The organism is Streptomyces callyspongiae (assembly GCF_047200695.1).
Lineage (GTDB): Bacteria > Actinomycetota > Actinomycetes > Streptomycetales > Streptomycetaceae > Streptomyces.
Genome location: NZ_JBJZOM010000010.1, coordinates 26,674 through 42,118, shown reverse-complemented (window position 1 = coordinate 42,118; position 15,445 = coordinate 26,674). Strand labels below are relative to the sequence as shown.

General features: G+C 70.6%; 13 protein-coding genes. 5 read left to right on the top strand and 8 right to left on the bottom strand.

Annotated elements, in window-relative coordinates:
* Positions 1-18: 18 nt before the first annotated feature.
* Both ACL06G_RS11690 and ACL06G_RS11685 read left to right on the top strand, forming a co-directional pair.
* A complete protein-coding gene (locus ACL06G_RS11690) occupies positions 19-927 on the top strand; it encodes a DsbA family protein (protein WP_412835847.1) in 909 nt (302 codons plus the stop codon).
* 112 nt (positions 928-1,039) lie between these two features.
* Positions 1,040-2,713, top strand: a complete 1,674-nt coding sequence (locus ACL06G_RS11685; RefSeq protein WP_412835846.1) for an alkaline phosphatase D family protein — start codon at positions 1,040-1,042, stop codon at positions 2,711-2,713.
* 19 nt (positions 2,714-2,732) lie between these two features.
* On the opposite strand, the gene ACL06G_RS11680 is transcribed toward ACL06G_RS11685, so the two are convergent.
* Positions 2,733-3,326: a dienelactone hydrolase family protein gene (locus ACL06G_RS11680; RefSeq protein WP_412787565.1), complete on the bottom strand. Its 594-nt coding sequence runs from the start codon at positions 3,324-3,326 to the stop codon at positions 2,733-2,735.
* A 138-nt stretch (positions 3,327-3,464) separates the two neighbouring features.
* On the opposite strand from ACL06G_RS11680, the gene ACL06G_RS11675 reads away from it, so the two are divergent.
* On the top strand, positions 3,465-4,553 hold the full coding sequence (locus ACL06G_RS11675; protein ID WP_412835845.1) for a mechanosensitive ion channel family protein: 1,089 nt from the start codon (positions 3,465-3,467) through the stop codon (positions 4,551-4,553).
* Positions 4,554-4,602: 49 nt separating this feature from the next.
* Here ACL06G_RS11675 and ACL06G_RS11670 read toward each other — a convergent pair whose 3' ends face one another.
* Positions 4,603-5,544, bottom strand: a complete 942-nt coding sequence (locus tag ACL06G_RS11670; protein WP_412835844.1) for an RluA family pseudouridine synthase — start codon at positions 5,542-5,544, stop codon at positions 4,603-4,605.
* Between the two features lie 137 nt (positions 5,545-5,681).
* Between ACL06G_RS11670 and ACL06G_RS11665 the strand changes: the two genes are divergently transcribed.
* On the top strand, positions 5,682-6,896 hold the full coding sequence (locus ACL06G_RS11665; RefSeq protein WP_412787562.1) for a metallopeptidase domain-containing protein: 1,215 nt from the start codon (positions 5,682-5,684) through the stop codon (positions 6,894-6,896).
* Positions 6,897-6,906: 10 nt separating this feature from the next.
* Here the strand turns inward: ACL06G_RS11665 and lspA are convergent, their stop codons facing one another.
* Both lspA and ACL06G_RS11655 read right to left on the bottom strand, forming a co-directional pair.
* Complete coding sequence (gene lspA, locus ACL06G_RS11660) at positions 6,907-7,479, bottom strand: signal peptidase II (RefSeq protein ID WP_412787561.1); 573 nt, start codon at positions 7,477-7,479, stop codon at positions 6,907-6,909.
* Between the two features lie 60 nt (positions 7,480-7,539).
* Positions 7,540-8,412: a TraR/DksA family transcriptional regulator gene (locus tag ACL06G_RS11655; RefSeq protein WP_412835843.1), complete on the bottom strand. Its 873-nt coding sequence runs from the start codon at positions 8,410-8,412 to the stop codon at positions 7,540-7,542.
* A gap of 492 nt (positions 8,413-8,904) precedes the next feature.
* Here ACL06G_RS11655 and ileS point away from each other — a divergent pair, with 492 nt between their 5' ends.
* Positions 8,905-12,048 carry an isoleucine--tRNA ligase gene (ileS, locus tag ACL06G_RS11650; RefSeq protein ID WP_412835842.1) on the top strand — a complete coding sequence of 1,048 codons (3,144 nt, stop codon included), beginning with the start codon at positions 8,905-8,907 and terminating at the stop codon, positions 12,046-12,048.
* A 152-nt stretch (positions 12,049-12,200) separates the two neighbouring features.
* Here the strand turns inward: ileS and ACL06G_RS11645 are convergent, their stop codons facing one another.
* From ACL06G_RS11645 to ACL06G_RS11630, 4 genes are all read right to left on the bottom strand, one after another.
* Positions 12,201-13,475, bottom strand: coding sequence for a DivIVA domain-containing protein (locus tag ACL06G_RS11645; RefSeq protein WP_412787558.1), 1,275 nt, complete (start codon positions 13,473-13,475; stop codon positions 12,201-12,203).
* 51 nt (positions 13,476-13,526) lie between these two features.
* Positions 13,527-13,811 (bottom strand): YggT family protein, encoded by a 285-nt coding sequence (locus tag ACL06G_RS11640; protein ID WP_027762541.1) that lies wholly within the window; start codon positions 13,809-13,811, stop codon positions 13,527-13,529.
* Between the two features lie 59 nt (positions 13,812-13,870).
* Positions 13,871-14,518 carry a cell division protein SepF gene (locus tag ACL06G_RS11635; protein ID WP_412787557.1) on the bottom strand — a complete coding sequence of 216 codons (648 nt, stop codon included), beginning with the start codon at positions 14,516-14,518 and terminating at the stop codon, positions 13,871-13,873.
* A gap of 171 nt (positions 14,519-14,689) precedes the next feature.
* Positions 14,690-15,439: a YggS family pyridoxal phosphate-dependent enzyme gene (locus ACL06G_RS11630; RefSeq protein ID WP_412835841.1), complete on the bottom strand. Its 750-nt coding sequence runs from the start codon at positions 15,437-15,439 to the stop codon at positions 14,690-14,692.
* Between the last annotated feature and the right edge of the window lie 6 nt (positions 15,440-15,445).

The following is a 15,445-nucleotide window of genomic DNA, read 5'->3' as shown; positions in this document are numbered from 1 at the left end:
GGCACGGAGAGAACCAGCATGAGCAAGCGCAACAGCCAGGAAGCCAAGCGCGCGGCCCGCGAACGGCTGCGCATCGAACGGGAGAAGCAGGCCAAGAAGGAGAAGCTGCGCCGCCAACTCGCCATCGGTGGCGGGATCGTCGCGGTCCTCGCCCTCGCCGGCGGCGTCGGATTCGCGGTGACCACTCTCTCCGGCGGCGGGGACGACGCCGACCACTGGGAGACGGCCGCCAAGGTCGCCGAGAAGGGATCCGGCGGCTCGATCGACGGCGTGAAGTACCAGGCCCCCGCCAACACCTCGGGGAAGAACGGCACCGAGATCGTCATCGGCGACAGGAACGCCGACCACACCCTCGCCATCTACGAGGACATGCGCTGCCCCGTCTGCGCCGCCTTCGAGCAGAACGTCGGAAAGACGGTGCAGAAGGACATCGACGCCGGGGAGTTCAAGGCCAGCTACACCTTCGGTACCTTCATCGACGACAACCCCACACTGGCAGGCACCGGCTCCAAGAACGCCCTCAGCGCCCTCGGCGCTGCCCTGAACGTCGGTCCGGACGCCTTCGTGGGCTACAAGGAGGTGCTGTTCTCCCAGAAGAACCACCCGGAGGAGAGCGAGGACAAGTTCGCCGACGACGCGTACCTCGTCGACATCGCCCAGGAGGTCGACGCCCTCAAGGGCAACACGGAGTTCGAGAAGGCCGTCAAGGACGGCACCTACGACGCGTGGGCGATGAACGTCTCGAAGAAGTTCGACGACGCCGGGATCCAGGGCACACCCACGCTCAAGCTGGACGGCACTCAGCTGAAGGCAACACCGCAGGGCAACCCGCCCATGACACCGGAGCAGTTCACCACGCTGATGGACCAGCAGCTCGGTGGTGGCAAGGCCGGCCAGGACGGTTCGAAGGACCAGCAGCAGCAGTGAGCACGGCGGTTCGCCGGGCCCGACCCGGGCTCGGCGAACCGGGGGCGAACGGGCGGCCAACTTCCTGCGGACTCCTGCCCGTTCGCCCTACCGGCCCGTAACATCTGCGGACGTGACTGACGCAGAGGGCACTTCCCGCAGACCTGTATCCCTGCTTCCCGGCGCACCGCGGCGCCGCACGGTCGTCGCCGCAGCGGCGACCTCGACCGCGCTGCTCCCCCTCGGCCTCGGTGCCACCGGTGCCCGAGCCGCCGAGAGCCCGGCCTTTCTGCACGGCGTGGCGTCGGGCGATCCGCTGCCCGACGGCATCCTCCTGTGGACCCGGATCACCCCCACCGCCGACGCGACACCGGGCTCCGGACTCGGACCGACCACAGACGTGCACTGGCAGGTGGCGCGCGACGACGCGTTCGACACCGTGGTGGCCGAGGGCCGCACGACGGCCACCGCCGCCGGGGACCACACCGTCAAGGTGGACGTGCGAGGGCTGGCCCCCGCCACCGACTACTGGTTCCGCTTCACCGCCCCCGGCGTGACCTCTCCCCTCGGGCACACCCGCACCGCGCCCGCCTCGGACGCGGCGTCCGACAACCTCCGGTTCGGAGTGGTCTCCTGCGCGAACTGGGAGAGCGGCTGGTTCGCCTCCTACCGGCACCTGGCCGGACGTACCGACCTGGACGCCGTTCTCCACCTCGGCGACTACCTCTACGAGTACGGCACCGGCGAGTACCCGCTCGAAGGCGGGACCGTCCGGGAGGTCAGCCCCTCCCACGAGATCCTGACACTCGCCGACTACCGCGCTCGCCACGGCCACTACAGGACGGACGCCGACCTGCAGGCCCTGCACGCCGCGCACCCGCTCATCGCGATCTGGGACGACCACGAGTTCGCCAACGACGCGTGGTCCGGCGGAGCGGAGAACCACACCCCGGAAACCGAAGGCTCCTGGGCCGCCCGGGTCCGTGCCGCCCGGCAGGCGTACTTCGAGTGGATGCCGGTGCGCCCCGCCGTCGAGGGCACCACCTACCGCCGGCTCCGCTTCGGAACCCTCGCCGACCTGCACCTGCTGGACCTGCGGTCGTTCCGTGACGAGCAGCCGCGGATCGGCGACGGCGACGCCATCGACGACCCGGACCGCACGCTCACCGGCCGCCGCCAACTGGACTGGCTGAAGTCCGGCCTGTCGGCCGCGCAGGCCACCTGGCGGATGATCGGCACCTCGGTGATGATCTCGCCCATCGCCTTCGGTTCGGTACCGGCGTACCTGCTGGCTCCGCTGGCGGAGCTGCTCGGGGTTCCCGAGGGCGGGCTGGCGGTGAACGTCGACCAGTGGGACGGCTACACGGACGACCGTCGCGAACTTCTCACGCACCTGCGCGACAACGGCATCGACGGCGCCGTGTTCCTCACCGGCGACATCCACATGCACTACGCCAACGACGTCCCCGTCCGGGCCGCCACCTACCCGTGGGACGACCCGGTGGCCGCCGAGTTCGTGGTCTCCTCGGTGACCTCGGACAACCTGGACGACATCCTGCGCGTCGAGCCGTACACGGTCTCCGCGGCGGCGGAATTGGCGGTGTGCACCACCAACCGGCACGTGCGCTGGGTCGACATGGACTCGCACGGGTACGGAGTCCTGGACCTCACCGCCGAGCGGGTCCAGATGGACTATTACGCCGTGGCGGACAAGACCGACCGCGCCACCACGTCACGGCACCTGCGCAGTTACCGCCGCAACGCCGGTGCGAGCCGGCTGGAGCGCGCGGACGGCCCGGTGGCCTGAGCTCCCCGGCGCCCCCGGCTCACGCCGGGGAGCCGACGGGCGCCACCTCGTCGAGGAATCCCAGCGCCGTACGCCACGCAGCTGCCGCCGCCTCGGCGTCGTGGTCGGCCAGTTCGGCATCCGTGAAGAGGTGCCCGGCCCCGTGGTAGCGGAAGACCTCCACGTCCGCGCCGGCCCGCCCCATCCGCAGATACCAGGCGTTCAGCCAGTCGTGGGGTTCGAACGGGTCGGGGTCGGCCACGTGCAGTTGCACGGGGAGGTCGTCGACAGCGGCCTCGTCCGCGACGTCGGACGTGCCGTGCAGCAGGAGGAGTCCCCGCGCCCGGGAGTCGGCCAGGGCGAGGTTCTGCGCGAGCGCGCCGCCGAGCGAGAACCCGGCGTAGACGAGCCCGGTCTCGGAGTACGGCGCCGCCGCGGCGACCGCGCGCCGCAGCAGCTCCTCGTGGCCGATCCCGTCCTGGATCTCCATGCCCTCCTCGACGGTCACGGCCGTCCTGCCGTCGAAGAGATCGGGGACGTGCACCGTGTGACCGGCCTCACGCAGCCGGTCGGCGGCCGCTCGGACGGCGGGGCGCAGTCCGTAGGCGGAGTGGAACAGCAGGACGGTGGCCACGATGGTGTCTCTTCCCACACGGTTGCAATTTCGTACATTCTCATCCTGCCAGTTAGCGTTTCGGGCGTCTGCACGCAGGCCCCGGGCCCGCCGTCCGCACCCGGGACGGCGCGCAGCTGGGAAGGAGCTGGTTCGTCCATGCAGGATCTGCTGCGCCCGCTGATCGTCCTCGGCGCGACGGTCGGCGTCACCCTGCTCGTGGGGTGGGCCGCCGACCGGATGCTGCGCGCCGCCGACCGCCGCCACCCGGAGACCCCGCTGTGGGGGCACCTCAGGCGCTGCCAGATGCCGCTCCAGGTCGTGCTCGCCTCCGGTGCGATCCAGGCATCGTACGACTGCTCCGGCGTCGACATCCCGCACCGCGGGGTCGTCCTCAAGTGCGTGGCCCTCGTCACGGTCGCCTCCACGATCTGGCTCATGGTGCGCATGGCCTCGGCCATCGCGGAGACCTCCCTCGCACGCTTCGCCGCGACCACCCGGGATCCCCGGCGGGTGCGGCGCTTCCGGACCCAGCTGGCGATGATCCAGCGGATCGCCGCCTTCCTGCTGGCGACCGTCGCCGCGGCGGTGGCGATCCTGGTGCTGTTCCCCGAGCTGCGGACGCTCGGCGCCTCGATCCTCGCCTCGGCGGGCGTCCTCGGTGTGGTCGCCGGTGTCGCCGCGCAGTCGATGCTGGGCAACCTGTTCGCCGGCCTGCAGATCGCCTTCGGCTCCTCGGTGAAGATCGGCGACACGGTGGTGGTCGAAGGAGAGTGGGGTGTGGTCGAGGAGATCACGCTGGCCTTCCTGACCATCCGCATCTGGGACGACCGGCGGCTGACGATGCCGGTCTCCTACTTCAACAGCCAGCCGTACGAGAACTGGTCGCGCGGCGGGACGGAACTCACCGGCACCGTCACCCTGCACCTGGACCACGCCACGCCCGTGCCGGAGATGCGGGCGCAGCTGCGGGAACTGCTGGAGTACCGCAAGGACTGGGACCGCCGCTCGTGGAGCCTGGTGGTGACCGATTCCACCCCCACCACCATCCAGGTCCGGGCCGCCATGTCGGCGAAGGACACGGACGACTGGTGGACGCTGCAGTGCGGCGTCCGCGAGGAGCTGCTGACCTGGCTGCGGAGGGAGCACCCGTACGCCCTGCCCCGCGTGGCCACGGCTCCCGCTCCGGTGGCGCCGGACGGCCGGGGCGTTCGGATGATCCCGCAGCAGGACGACGACCCGGCCTGACCGGTTTCCGGCACGCGACGGGCCGCCGCTGCGGCAGCGCGGCCCCGGCTCAGTTGCTGTCCGCGCGGACGGTGTCCAGCGCGTACGTCAGGTCGGCGGGGTAGTCGCTGACGAACTCGACCCGGCGGCCGTCCGCCGGGTGGGAGAAGCCGAGCCGGACCGCGTGCAGCCACTGCCGCTCGAGTCGCAGCCGCTTGGCGAGTGTGGGATCGGCGCCGTAGGTGAGGTCTCCCGCGCAGGGGTGGCGGTGCGCCGCCATGTGGACGCGGATCTGGTGCGTCCGGCCGGTCTCCAGCTTGATGTCGAGGAGGCTCGCGGCGCGGAACGCCTCGATCAGGTCGTAGTGCGTGACCGAGGGCTTGCCCTCGGCGGTGACCGCCCACTTGTAGTCGTGCTGCGGGTGACGCCCGATCGGTGCGTCGATGGTGCCGCTCAGCGGGTCGGGGTGCCCCTGCACGAGGGCGTGGTAGCGCTTGTCGACCGTGCGTTCCCGGAACTGCTGCTTGAGCAGCGTGTAGGCACGCTCGGACTTGGCGACGGCCATGAGGCCGGAGGTGCCGACGTCGAGCCGGTGGACGATGCCCTGCCGCTCGGCGGCGCCGGAGGTGGTGATGGCGAACCCGGCTGCTGCCAGTCCTCCGATGACGGTCGGCCCCGACCAGCCGGGGCTCGGGTGCGCGGCGACCCCCACGGGCTTGGAGACGACGACGACGTGGTCGTCGTCGTGCACGATTTCCATGCCCTCGACGGGCTCGGCGACCACCCGGACGGGCGCGGGAGGCGCGGGCATCTCCACCTCGAGCCAGGCACCGCCGTTCACACGGTCGGACTTGCCCGCCTCCGAACCGTCCAGCCGCACCTTTCCACCGGCCGCGAGCTCGGCGGCCTTGGTGCGGGAGAACCCGAACATGCGGGCCAGGGCGGCATCGACGCGCTCGCCCTCGAGGCCGTCGGGTACGGGCAGGGTGCGGATCTCGGGAAGCGTACTCACCCGATCGAGTATGCCGGACCGGCTTCCCGTCGCTGCCCGGCGCCTCACCCGCGCGGCCCTTCCGGGCATGCGGAGCAGGCACCTCCCCGTAAGCGTGTGACTACGTCCGGATCACACGTCCCGGGAGGAGCACCGCCATGCCCGCAGCGGTCGGTCACCGACGGATACCCGGCAGCCGCGGCATCGCTGGGGCCACCGCCACCGCCCTGACGGCCGTGATCGTGGCCCTGGCACCGCAACCGGGATCCGCGGCGGCACCGGCCGTCTCCGGGGACTGCACGCTCACCGCCTCCGACGGCTTCAGCGAGGGGCCGACGGGGACCGAGTTCATCCGCCCGACCGGGCACCGCACAGCAATCATGATCATGGTCGACTTCCCCGACCTGCCCTCGGTCACCCCTGCCCGTGACCGCGCGTCCTTCTTCGCCGACTACGGGGACCGGTACCTGGAGCTGGCCTCCTACGGTTCCTACCGACTGGACCTGGAGCCGACCCGCGGCTGGGTCCGCATGCCGAAACGCTGGGCGTCCTACGGCATCGAGCGCGGCATCAGCTCCGAGGTGATGCGGGCCTACGTGCAGGACGCGGTGGACGCCGCCGTCGCCGAGGGCACGGACTTCTCCGGCACCGACTTCGTCTACGTGGTGGCGGACGACAACGTGCCGGCCAAACCGACCGTCTCCCAGGCCAACACCTTCGACGGCCTGCACGCGGGCGGGCACCCCCTCCGGGCCGCCGCGCTGGTGTTCGGCCGCGGCGCGGACTCCGCGATATGGCAGCGCGGGAACTTCGTGCACGAGGCGAACCACCTCTACGGGCTCCCTGACCTGTACAACGTGGAGCGCGGCGCGTCCGTGGAGTACGCCGGTGGTTGGGACACCATGAGCATGGCAGGCATCTCCGATCTCCTCGGCTGGCACAAGTGGAAGTTCGGCTGGATTCCCGACAGCCGGGTGTCCTGCGTGACCGGCGGTACGAGCCGCCGCACCCTCGTACCGGTCGGCTCACCGGACGGAGCGACCCTGGCCGTCGTGAAGACCTCGGACCACTCGGCGGTCGTGGCGGAGGCACGTACCCGCATCGGCCTCGACAGCAGCATCTGCACCGAGGGAGTCCTGCTGTACACCGTGGACTCGTCGGTGCCCACCGGGCGCGGCCCGGTCCGCGTGGTCGACACCGCCCCGCACAGCGGCGGCGGACGGGCCTGCCGGGACCGCTCGCCGGACGAGCTCGCGGAGCTGGGTGACGCGCCGCTGCAGCCGGGCGGGAGCCACACGTTCGCCGACGGGGTGCGGGTCGCCGTCACGGGCGAGCACCGGGGGCACTACCGGGTGGCGGTGACTGCCCCCTGACGCGCGGCGGTCAGTCCCGATGGACGGTGCCGTCGGGGTCGATGCCCCGGAACGAGAGGAGCACGATCAGGACCCCGCCGCAGACGATGGCGGAATCGGCGAGGTTGAAGACGGCGAAGTACCGGGGGGCGATGAAGTCGACGACCTCGCCGCGGAACACCCCGGGAGACCGGAACAGGCGATCGGTGAGGTTGCCGAACGCGCCGCCGAGCAGCAGCCCGAGAGCGACCGCCCACGGCGCGCTGCAGAGCTTGCGGGCGATCCGGAGGATCACCACGATCACGGCGACGGCGATCACGGTGAGCACCACGGTCAAGGTCTCACCGAACCCGAAGGCCGCGCCGGGGTTGCGGACGACCTCCAGTCGGAGCCAGGGCCCGAGCAGGGCGATCTCCTCCCGGCCCTCGAGCGAGTGCACCACGATCAGCTTGCTGATCAGGTCCAACGCATAAGCCAGGCCCGCGACGCCGAGCAGTACGGCGATGCGCCGATGCCCCCGGCCCGGTTCCCGCTGCGGCTCCGACCGTTCCCCGGCGTTCCGGTCCTCGTCAGGGGTCTCGATCGCCCGCTCCACCTCAGTCACGTGACGAGGGTACGACACCCCGGTGCACGGCCCGGACGGCCCCGAAGGTCCTTCGGGGCGTCACCGCCGTTCCTGCTTCTGCTTGCACTCCACGCACAGGGTGGCGCGCGGGAACGCCTGCATCCGGGCCTTGCCGATGGGCCTTCCGCAGTTCTCGCAGAGTCCGTAGGTGCCCGCCTCGATGCGTTCGAGTGCCCGGCCGGTCTGGTAGAGCATCTCGCGGGCGTTGGCGGCCAGGGCCATCTCGTGCTCGCGTGTGATGTTCCTGGTCCCGGTGTCCGCGTCGTCGTCGCCCGCGGTGTCGCCGGAATCACGCATCAGTCCGGACAGCGCCTCCTCGGAGGCGTCGATCTCGCCCCGCAGCTGTTCCGACTCCTCCCGGAGAGCCAACCGCGCCTCCTCGACCTCCTCCGGGGTCCACGGGTCCTCGCCCGGCCGCACCGGGAGTTCGCCCGGTTTCGCGGGTGCCGACTGGGCCGAACGGGCGGTCGGGAACTCCGGGGCCTCGGCCGCCGGCGTCTTCTTCGCAGCCACCTTGCGGGCTCCTGTCTTCTTGGGTGTCGTACGGACGGACGACGCGGTCGCGGGGGACGTGCCGCCCGCGGCTCTCCTCGGCCGTGCCGTGGAGGCAGCCGCCTTCCTCGCCACGGTCTTCTTCGCCACGGTCTTCTTCGGCGTGGTCTTCTTCGCAGTGGTCTTCTTGACCGGCGCCTTCTTCGCCGCAGCCTTCGTCGGCGGAGTCTTACCGTCCGGCGCCTTCTTCGCTGCGGCCCTCTTGGCGGAGGGCCTCTTCGCCGCCGTCGGCGCGGCCTTCTTCGCCGGGGTCTTCTTCGCCGCCGGTGTCTCGCCGGACGCGGCTTTCCGCGCCGGCGTGCGCTTCGCCGCGGGCTTCTTCGGAGAAGCCTGCTTCGCGGCGCTCTTCCTCGCCACCATGGCCGCGGCCCCTTCACATATTGTGATCTTGCTCGCGAATCGTGACCGGAACGATAAATCGACTTCAGAGGGGCGGCAACGGGACGCGCCGCCCGACGCGAGGTCACGTCCGGGCACTCTCGCGCACCCGCACACCCCGCCAAGGCGTTGTGCCCGGCTCGGCGGCGCGAAAACCGGTCCGCACCCTCCGTCGCGGGCCCGTACACTGGGCCCAGCGAAAGGTGTGGATGGGGACGAGTAGCGTCGTCGAGCAGCCCGGAGCGACCCGGGGACGGTGAGAGCCCGGGGGCGAGCGCGATGCGAAGATCACCCCGGAGCCGCCGGAAGAACGCTTGCGGAGCGAGTCAGTAGACCCGGCAGCGCGACCCCAATGAGGGGGTGGCGGGAGACGTTCCCGCCACCAAGGAGGGTGGTACCGCGGGAGACCGCCGCGACAGCGGTTCTCGTCCCTCCGACGGAAGCTCGCTTGTCCGCCGGAGGAAGACGACCCCGATGAGTCCGCAGTCGAAACCCCTGTACCACCAGGTGCCCGCCCAGATCGACCTGCCCGCCCTCGAGCATGCCGTGCTCGACTTCTGGCAGGAGCACAAGGTGTTCGCCCGCACCCTGGAGCAGTCCGAGGGACGCCCCGAATGGGTGTTCTACGAGGGCCCGCCCACCGCCAACGGCATGCCCGGTGCCCACCACATCGAGGCCCGTGTCTTCAAGGACGTCTTCCCGCGTTTCCGCACCATGCGCGGCTACCACGTGGCACGGAAGGCAGGCTGGGACTGCCACGGCCTGCCGGTGGAGCTGGCCGTGGAGAAGGAACTCGGCTTCAGCGGCAAACAGGACATCGAGAACTTCGGCATCGCGGAGTTCAACGCCAAGTGCCGCGAGTCGGTGACCCGGCACACGGACGCGTTCGCCGAACTGACCACCCGCATGGGCTACTGGGTGGACCTCGACGACGCCTACCGCACCATGGACCCCGAGTACGTGCAGTCCGTGTGGTGGTCGCTGCAGCAGATCCACGACAAGGGCCTGCTCGTGCAGGACCATCGCGTGGCTCCCTGGTGCCCGCGCTGCGGCACGGGCCTTTCGGACCACGAGCTGGCGCAGGGGTACGAGACCGTCGTCGACCCCTCGGTCTACGTCCGCTTCCCCCTCACCTCGGGCCCGCTGGCGGGAGAGGCCTCGCTGCTGGTCTGGACGACGACACCGTGGACCCTGGTGTCCAACGTGGCGGTCGCCGCGCACCCCGACGTGACGTACGTGGTCGCCACGGACGGCACGGAGCAGCTCGTGGTCGCGGAACCGCTCCTCGAGAAGGCGCTCGGCGAGGGGTGGACCACCACGGGCCGTTCCTTCACCGGCGCCGAGCTGGAGCGCTGGAGCTACGAACGCCCCTTCTCGCTGGTGGAACTGGCGGACGCCAACTTCGTGGTGAACGCCGAGTACGTGACCACCGAGGACGGCACCGGTCTGGTGCATCAGGCCCCCGCCTTCGGTGAGGACGACCTGTTGACGTGCCGTCGCTACGGCCTGCCGGTCATCAACCCGGTGCTGGCCGACGGGACCTTCCGGGAGGACATCGGCCTGGTCGGCGGGCAGTTCTTCAAGAAGGCCGACGAGAAGCTGGTGGCCGACCTCGAGCAGCGCGGCCGGCTCTTCCGCCACGTCGCCTACGAGCACAGCTACCCGCACTGCTGGCGCTGCCACACGGCACTGCTCTACTACGCCCAGCCGTCCTGGTACATCCGCACCACGCAGATCAAGGACGCGCTGCTGCGGGAGAACGAGAACACCCACTGGCACCCGGATTCGGTCAAGCACGGTCGATTCGGCGACTGGCTCACCAACAACGTCGACTGGGCCCTGTCCCGCAACCGCTACTGGGGTACGCCGCTGCCGATCTGGCGCTGCGAGGAGGAGCACACGATCTGCGTGGGGTCGCTGGCAGAGCTGAGTGAACTGACCGGCACGGACCAGTCGTCGCTGGATCCCCACCGCCCCTTCATCGACGAGATCGTCTTCCCCTGCCCGACGTGCGGCGCGACGGCCACCCGGGTGCCGGAGGTCATCGACGCCTGGTACGACTCGGGTTCGATGCCCTTCGCCCAGTGGGGCTACCCGTACAGGAACAAGGACGTCTTCGAGAAGCGCTACCCGGCGCAGTTCATCTCGGAGGCCATCGACCAGACCCGCGGCTGGTTCTACACGCTGATGGCCGTCGGCACGCTGGTCTTCGACAAGTCCTCGTACGAGAACGTCGTGTGTCTCGGCCACATCCTGGCCGAGGACGGCCGGAAGATGTCCAAGCACCTGGGCAACATCCTGGAGCCCATCCCGCTGATGGACGCTCACGGTGCCGACGCCGTGCGGTGGTTCATGGCTGCCGGCGGTTCCCCGTGGTCGGCCCGCCGCGTCGGTCACGGCACCATCCAGGAGGTCGTCCGCAAGACCCTCCTCACCTACTGGAACACCGTCGCCTTCCAGGCGCTGTACGCCCGCACCGCCGAGTGGGCGCCCGGCGAGGCCGATCCGGCCCCGGGGGACCGGCCGCTGCTGGACCGCTGGCTCCTCAGTGAACTGCACGCGCTGACCGAGCAGGTCACCGCGGCGATGGACAGCTACGACACCCAGCGGGCGGGGAAGCTGCTGTCGACGTTCGTCGACGACCTGTCGAACTGGTACGTGCGCCGCTCGCGGCGCCGGTTCTGGCAGGGGGACGCCGCGGCGCTGCGGACCCTGCACGACACGTTGGAGACCGTCACCCGGCTCATGGCCCCCCTCGTGCCGTTCATCACCGAGCGGGTGTGGCAGGACCTGGTGGTACCCGTCACTCCGGGGGCGGCGGATTCGGTGCACCTGACGAGCTGGCCGGAGGCCGACACCGACGCGATCGACGCCGAACTGTCCGGGGACATGCTCCTCGTGCGCCGCCTGGTGGAGCTGGGACGGGCGACGCGCGCCGAATCGGGCGTGAAGACCCGGCAGCCGCTCTCGCGCGCCCTGGTCGCCGCACAGGGGTTCTCGACGCTGTCACCTGATCTGCGGCGCCAGATCACCGAGGAGCTGAACGTCTACGAGATCGCCACCCTGGCGGACGTCGGGGGATCGCTGGTGGACACCAGCGCCAAGGCGAACTTCCGGGCGCTGGGCAGGCGCTTCGGGAAGACGACGCAGGCCGTGGCGAAGGCGATCGCCGCTGCCGACGCCGCCGCGCTCTCCGTGGCACTGCGCGAGGGCACTGCGTCGGTCGAGGTCGACGGCGAAACCGTGAGCCTTTCCCCGGAGGAGGTCATCATCACCGAGACACCTCGCGAAGGCTGGTCCGTCGCCTCCGACTCGGGAGCGACCGTGGCGCTGGACCTGGAGATCGGCCCGGAGCTCCGCCGCGCGGGTCTGGCCCGGGACGCGATCCGGCTCATCCAGGAGGCGCGGAAGAAGTCCGGGCTCGACGTGGCGGACCGCATCGCGCTGCGCTGGACCGCCGAGGACGCCGAGGTGCGGCAGGCCCTCGCGGACCACGCGGATCTGATCGCCGAGGAAGTACTGGCGACGAGCTTCAGCGACTCCGCGGCAGACACGACCTTCGGCGAGGTCTTCGCGGACCACTCGCTGGGGCTGTCCTTCCGGCTCCGGCGGTCCTGACCGCACGTTCTCCGGCTCGTGGCGCCGCCCGGAGCGGCGCCACGAGCCGGAGACTCCCCTGCTGCGAGTGCCACGACGAAACCGGCGGTGGGCCGGCGAAGCGGATCGCTTCGCCGGCCCACCGCCGGTTCGCTGCTACCTCGGAACCGAGGTCAGCTGTCGTCCTCGTCGATCAGGAAGCCCCGCATCGGCGAGGGCGCCGACTGCTGTCCGCCCTGTGGACGGACGGGCGCCATCGGCTGCGTCATGGCGGGCGACATCTGCTGCTGCCCGCCTCCGTAGCCCTGGCCACCGCCCTGGGTGTGACCGCCGTGGCCGGACGGACCGCCGGGTCCACCCATGCCCTGGCCGCCGCCCATCGACTGGCCGTTGCCGCCCATCGTCTGGTGGCCGCCCATCGTGCCGCCGCCGGGCGCTCCGGCCATCGACGGAGGCGAGGAGGGCAGCGACGGGGCCGACGGCGTCCGCGAGGGCGCCAGCGAGTCGTCGGTCTGGTTCTCCAGTTGACGCAGCTGGCTCTCCAGGTACGACTTCAGTCGCGTGCGGTACTCGCGCTCGAAGCCGCGCAGGTCCTCGACCTTGCGCTCCAGCGTGGCCCGCGCGGACTCCAGGGAGCCCATCGCCACGCGGTGCTTCTCCTGGGCGTCCCGCTCCAGGGCGTCGGCCTTGGCACGGGCGTCGCGCTCCAGACCCTCGGCGCGGCTGCGGGCCTCGCCGACGATCTTGTTGGCCTCGGACCGGGCCTCCGCGATGGCCTGATCGGCGGTCTGCTGGGCGAGCGAGAGCACGCGGGCAGCGCTGTCGTTGTTCTGGCCACCGCCGCCGGGCAGCTGCGGGCCACCGGGACCCATGAGTCCGCCAGGCCCCTGGGGGCCGCCCTGCGGGCCGCCCGGACCCTGCGGACCACCGTGACCCTGCGGCGGACCGCCCTGCGGACCACCCGGACCCATGGGGCCGCCCTGCGGGCCGCCCGGACCGCCCGGACCGGCCGGCAGCTGCGGCGGACCGCCCTGCGGACCGCCCTGCGGACCGCCGGGCCCCTGGGGGCCGCCCTGCGGGCCGCCCGGACCCTGCGGACCACCGTGACCCTGCGGCGGACCACCCTGCGGACCACCCGGACCTTGCGGGCCGCCCGGCCCCTGCTGTCCCGGGGGAACGGGCTGCGGACCGGATATGGCGGCGGGCACAGGGGGGCCGCCGGGACGCTCCTGCCCCTCCGGAGGCTTGCGGTTCTGCTGCTGGCTCTGCTGTGCGGCACGCGTCGCTGCCGCCAGCTTGGCGCGCAGATCCTCGTTCTCACGGAGCAGCCGGGTCAGCTCGGCTTCGACCTCGTCGAGGAAGGCGTCGACCTCGTCTTCGTCATAGCCTTCTCGCAGACGGACGGTCGTGAACTGCTTGTTCCGCACGTCCTCGGGGGTCAGTGGCATCTCTTCACCTCAACGTGTTCGTCGGCATATCGGCAAGACCATATGGATCGTTCACAGCCTGGCCACGACGTTGATCAGGATGTAGACGATGATCATGAGAACGAAGAAGGACAGATCGAGCGCCACGCCCCCGAAGCGCAGCGGCGGAATGAACCGCCGCAGGAGCTTGAGTGGCGGATCAGTGACAGTGTAGGTGGCCTCCAGAACCACCACCATTGCCTTGCCGGGCTGCCATGAGCGGGCGAACTGGAACACGTAGTCCATGACGAGCCGGAAGATCAGCACGAGCATGAAGCACCACAAGGCGATGTAGATCACCTGCTGCCAGACGGCCATCTCCTTGCGCCTCTCCCCTTGGCTCGTGCGGCCCTCCCGGCCGCGTCGCGGTCTGTGTCTCAGCTCTGGTTGAAGAACCCGCCCTCTGCGATGCGGGCCTTGTCCTCCGCCGTTACATCGACGTTAGCAGGAGACAGCAGGAAGACCTTCTGCGTCACCCGTTCGATGCTGCCGTGCAGACCGAACACCAGACCCGCCGCAAAGTCGACAAGTCGCTTCGCGTCGGTGTCGTCCATCTCCGTGAGATTCATGATCACCGGGGTGCCCTCACGGAAGTGTTCCCCGATGGTACGGGCCTCGTTGTAGGTCCGTGGGTGCAGTGTGGTGATCCGGTACGGCTCCCGTTCGGACACGACCTTGGGCATGATCACCGGCGCGCTCTTCTCCTGGTTCTGGCGGTCAGGTGTGATGGATGACACGGGAGCAATCCTCCCGCCTCGTCCGCTTTCGGCGGCGGCCGGGGCCACGGAGGAAGGTTCGGGCTCGCGCTGGGTGGGCGGATGCGGGACCCGCGCCGGCTCCTCCGGCTCGGCCTTCTCCAGGGAGTGTCTCGACACGGGATACTGGGGAGGGTCGTGCCGCCGACGCTCGCGCTCGGGCTCCGGCTCGGGCTCGAACTCGTCGTCGGGGTCGAACCCCGGGCCGTCGTACCCATCGTCCTCCACGAGGCCGAGGTAGACCGCCATCTTGCGCATCGCGCCGGCCATTGACTGCTTCCTCCGCTCTGTGGTGGGCCCCTTCCCCCGCCCCTTCGACGAGGAGGCCCCACGACTCCGTCACCGGTGAATCCGGCCCCACGGAAAGCGGCCGCTTGACGGCCTGTCCGTTTTGACGGTAATGACCATATATTCTGCTGTGGTCCGACTTTTGTGGCGACGTTACCGGAGCCGTGGTCGGAGTCCGAGTACCGCGCTGCCGACGCGGACATGTGTCGCACCGGCTGCCACCGCCTCCTCGAGATCCGCACTCATGCCTGCCGACACCATGGTTGCAGCAGGATGGTCCGCCTGCAGGCGTGTTGAGATTTCCCGCAGCCGGGCGAAGGCCTCCGAGGGCCTGCCCGCATACGGTCCGGTGAGCGGCGCGACCGCCATCAGACCCGCCAGGCGCAGTCCTTGGGCGTTCGCGACCGCCGCTGCCAGCGCGGGCACCTCGTCCGGCGCCGCGCCGCCCCGTTGCCCGGCATCCTCCGCACCCTCCTCCAGGCCGACCTGGACGAGGCAGCCGACCTCCCGGCCGTGCTGCTGCGCAGCCGCGGAGAGACTGTTCACCAGTCGGAGCCGGTCGACCGAGTGGACGAAGCCGGCATAGCCCGTCACCGAACGCGCCTTGTTGGTCTGCAGTTGCCCCACGAAGTGCCAGGTGACCGGGAGGTCCGAACAGGCCTCCGCCTTCGGGGCCGCCTCCTGGTCGCGGTTCTCCGCGAACTCGGTCACGCCCAGTTCCGCGAGCAGACGGACGTCGCTCGCCGGACGGGTCTTGGTGACCACCACGAGCGTCACCTCCTCGCGGGACCGGCCCGCGGCCGCGCAGGCACGGGCGATGCGCTGCTCCACCGTCGCGAGTCCGGTGGCGAGTTCGGCCCTGCGGTCCGCTTCGGACAGCCCTGAGCGGGGGTCGTCGTTCATGATGTG

What these genes read in the sequence shown, in the direction of transcription:
- ACL06G_RS11690 (WP_412835847.1), top strand. Translation starts at nt 19, where the DNA reads ATGAGCAAGCGCAACAGCCAGGAAGCCAAGCGCGCGGCCCGCGAACGG.
- ACL06G_RS11675 (WP_412835845.1), top strand. Translation starts at nt 3,465, where the DNA reads ATGCAGGATCTGCTGCGCCCGCTGATCGTCCTCGGCGCGACGGTCGGC.
- ACL06G_RS11630 (WP_412835841.1), bottom strand. Translation starts at nt 15,439, where the DNA reads ATGAACGACGACCCCCGCTCAGGGCTGTCCGAAGCGGACCGCAGGGCC.
- ACL06G_RS11645 (WP_412787558.1), bottom strand. Translation starts at nt 13,475, where the DNA reads ATGCCACTGACCCCCGAGGACGTGCGGAACAAGCAGTTCACGACCGTC.
- ACL06G_RS11665 (WP_412787562.1), top strand. Translation starts at nt 5,682, where the DNA reads ATGCCCGCAGCGGTCGGTCACCGACGGATACCCGGCAGCCGCGGCATC.
- ACL06G_RS11655 (WP_412835843.1), bottom strand. Translation starts at nt 8,412, where the DNA reads ATGGTGGCGAGGAAGAGCGCCGCGAAGCAGGCTTCTCCGAAGAAGCCC.
- ACL06G_RS11635 (WP_412787557.1), bottom strand. Translation starts at nt 14,518, where the DNA reads ATGGCCGGCGCGATGCGCAAGATGGCGGTCTACCTCGGCCTCGTGGAG.
- ACL06G_RS11640 (WP_027762541.1), bottom strand. Translation starts at nt 13,811, where the DNA reads ATGGCCGTCTGGCAGCAGGTGATCTACATCGCCTTGTGGTGCTTCATG.
- ileS (WP_412835842.1), top strand. Translation starts at nt 8,905, where the DNA reads ATGAGTCCGCAGTCGAAACCCCTGTACCACCAGGTGCCCGCCCAGATC.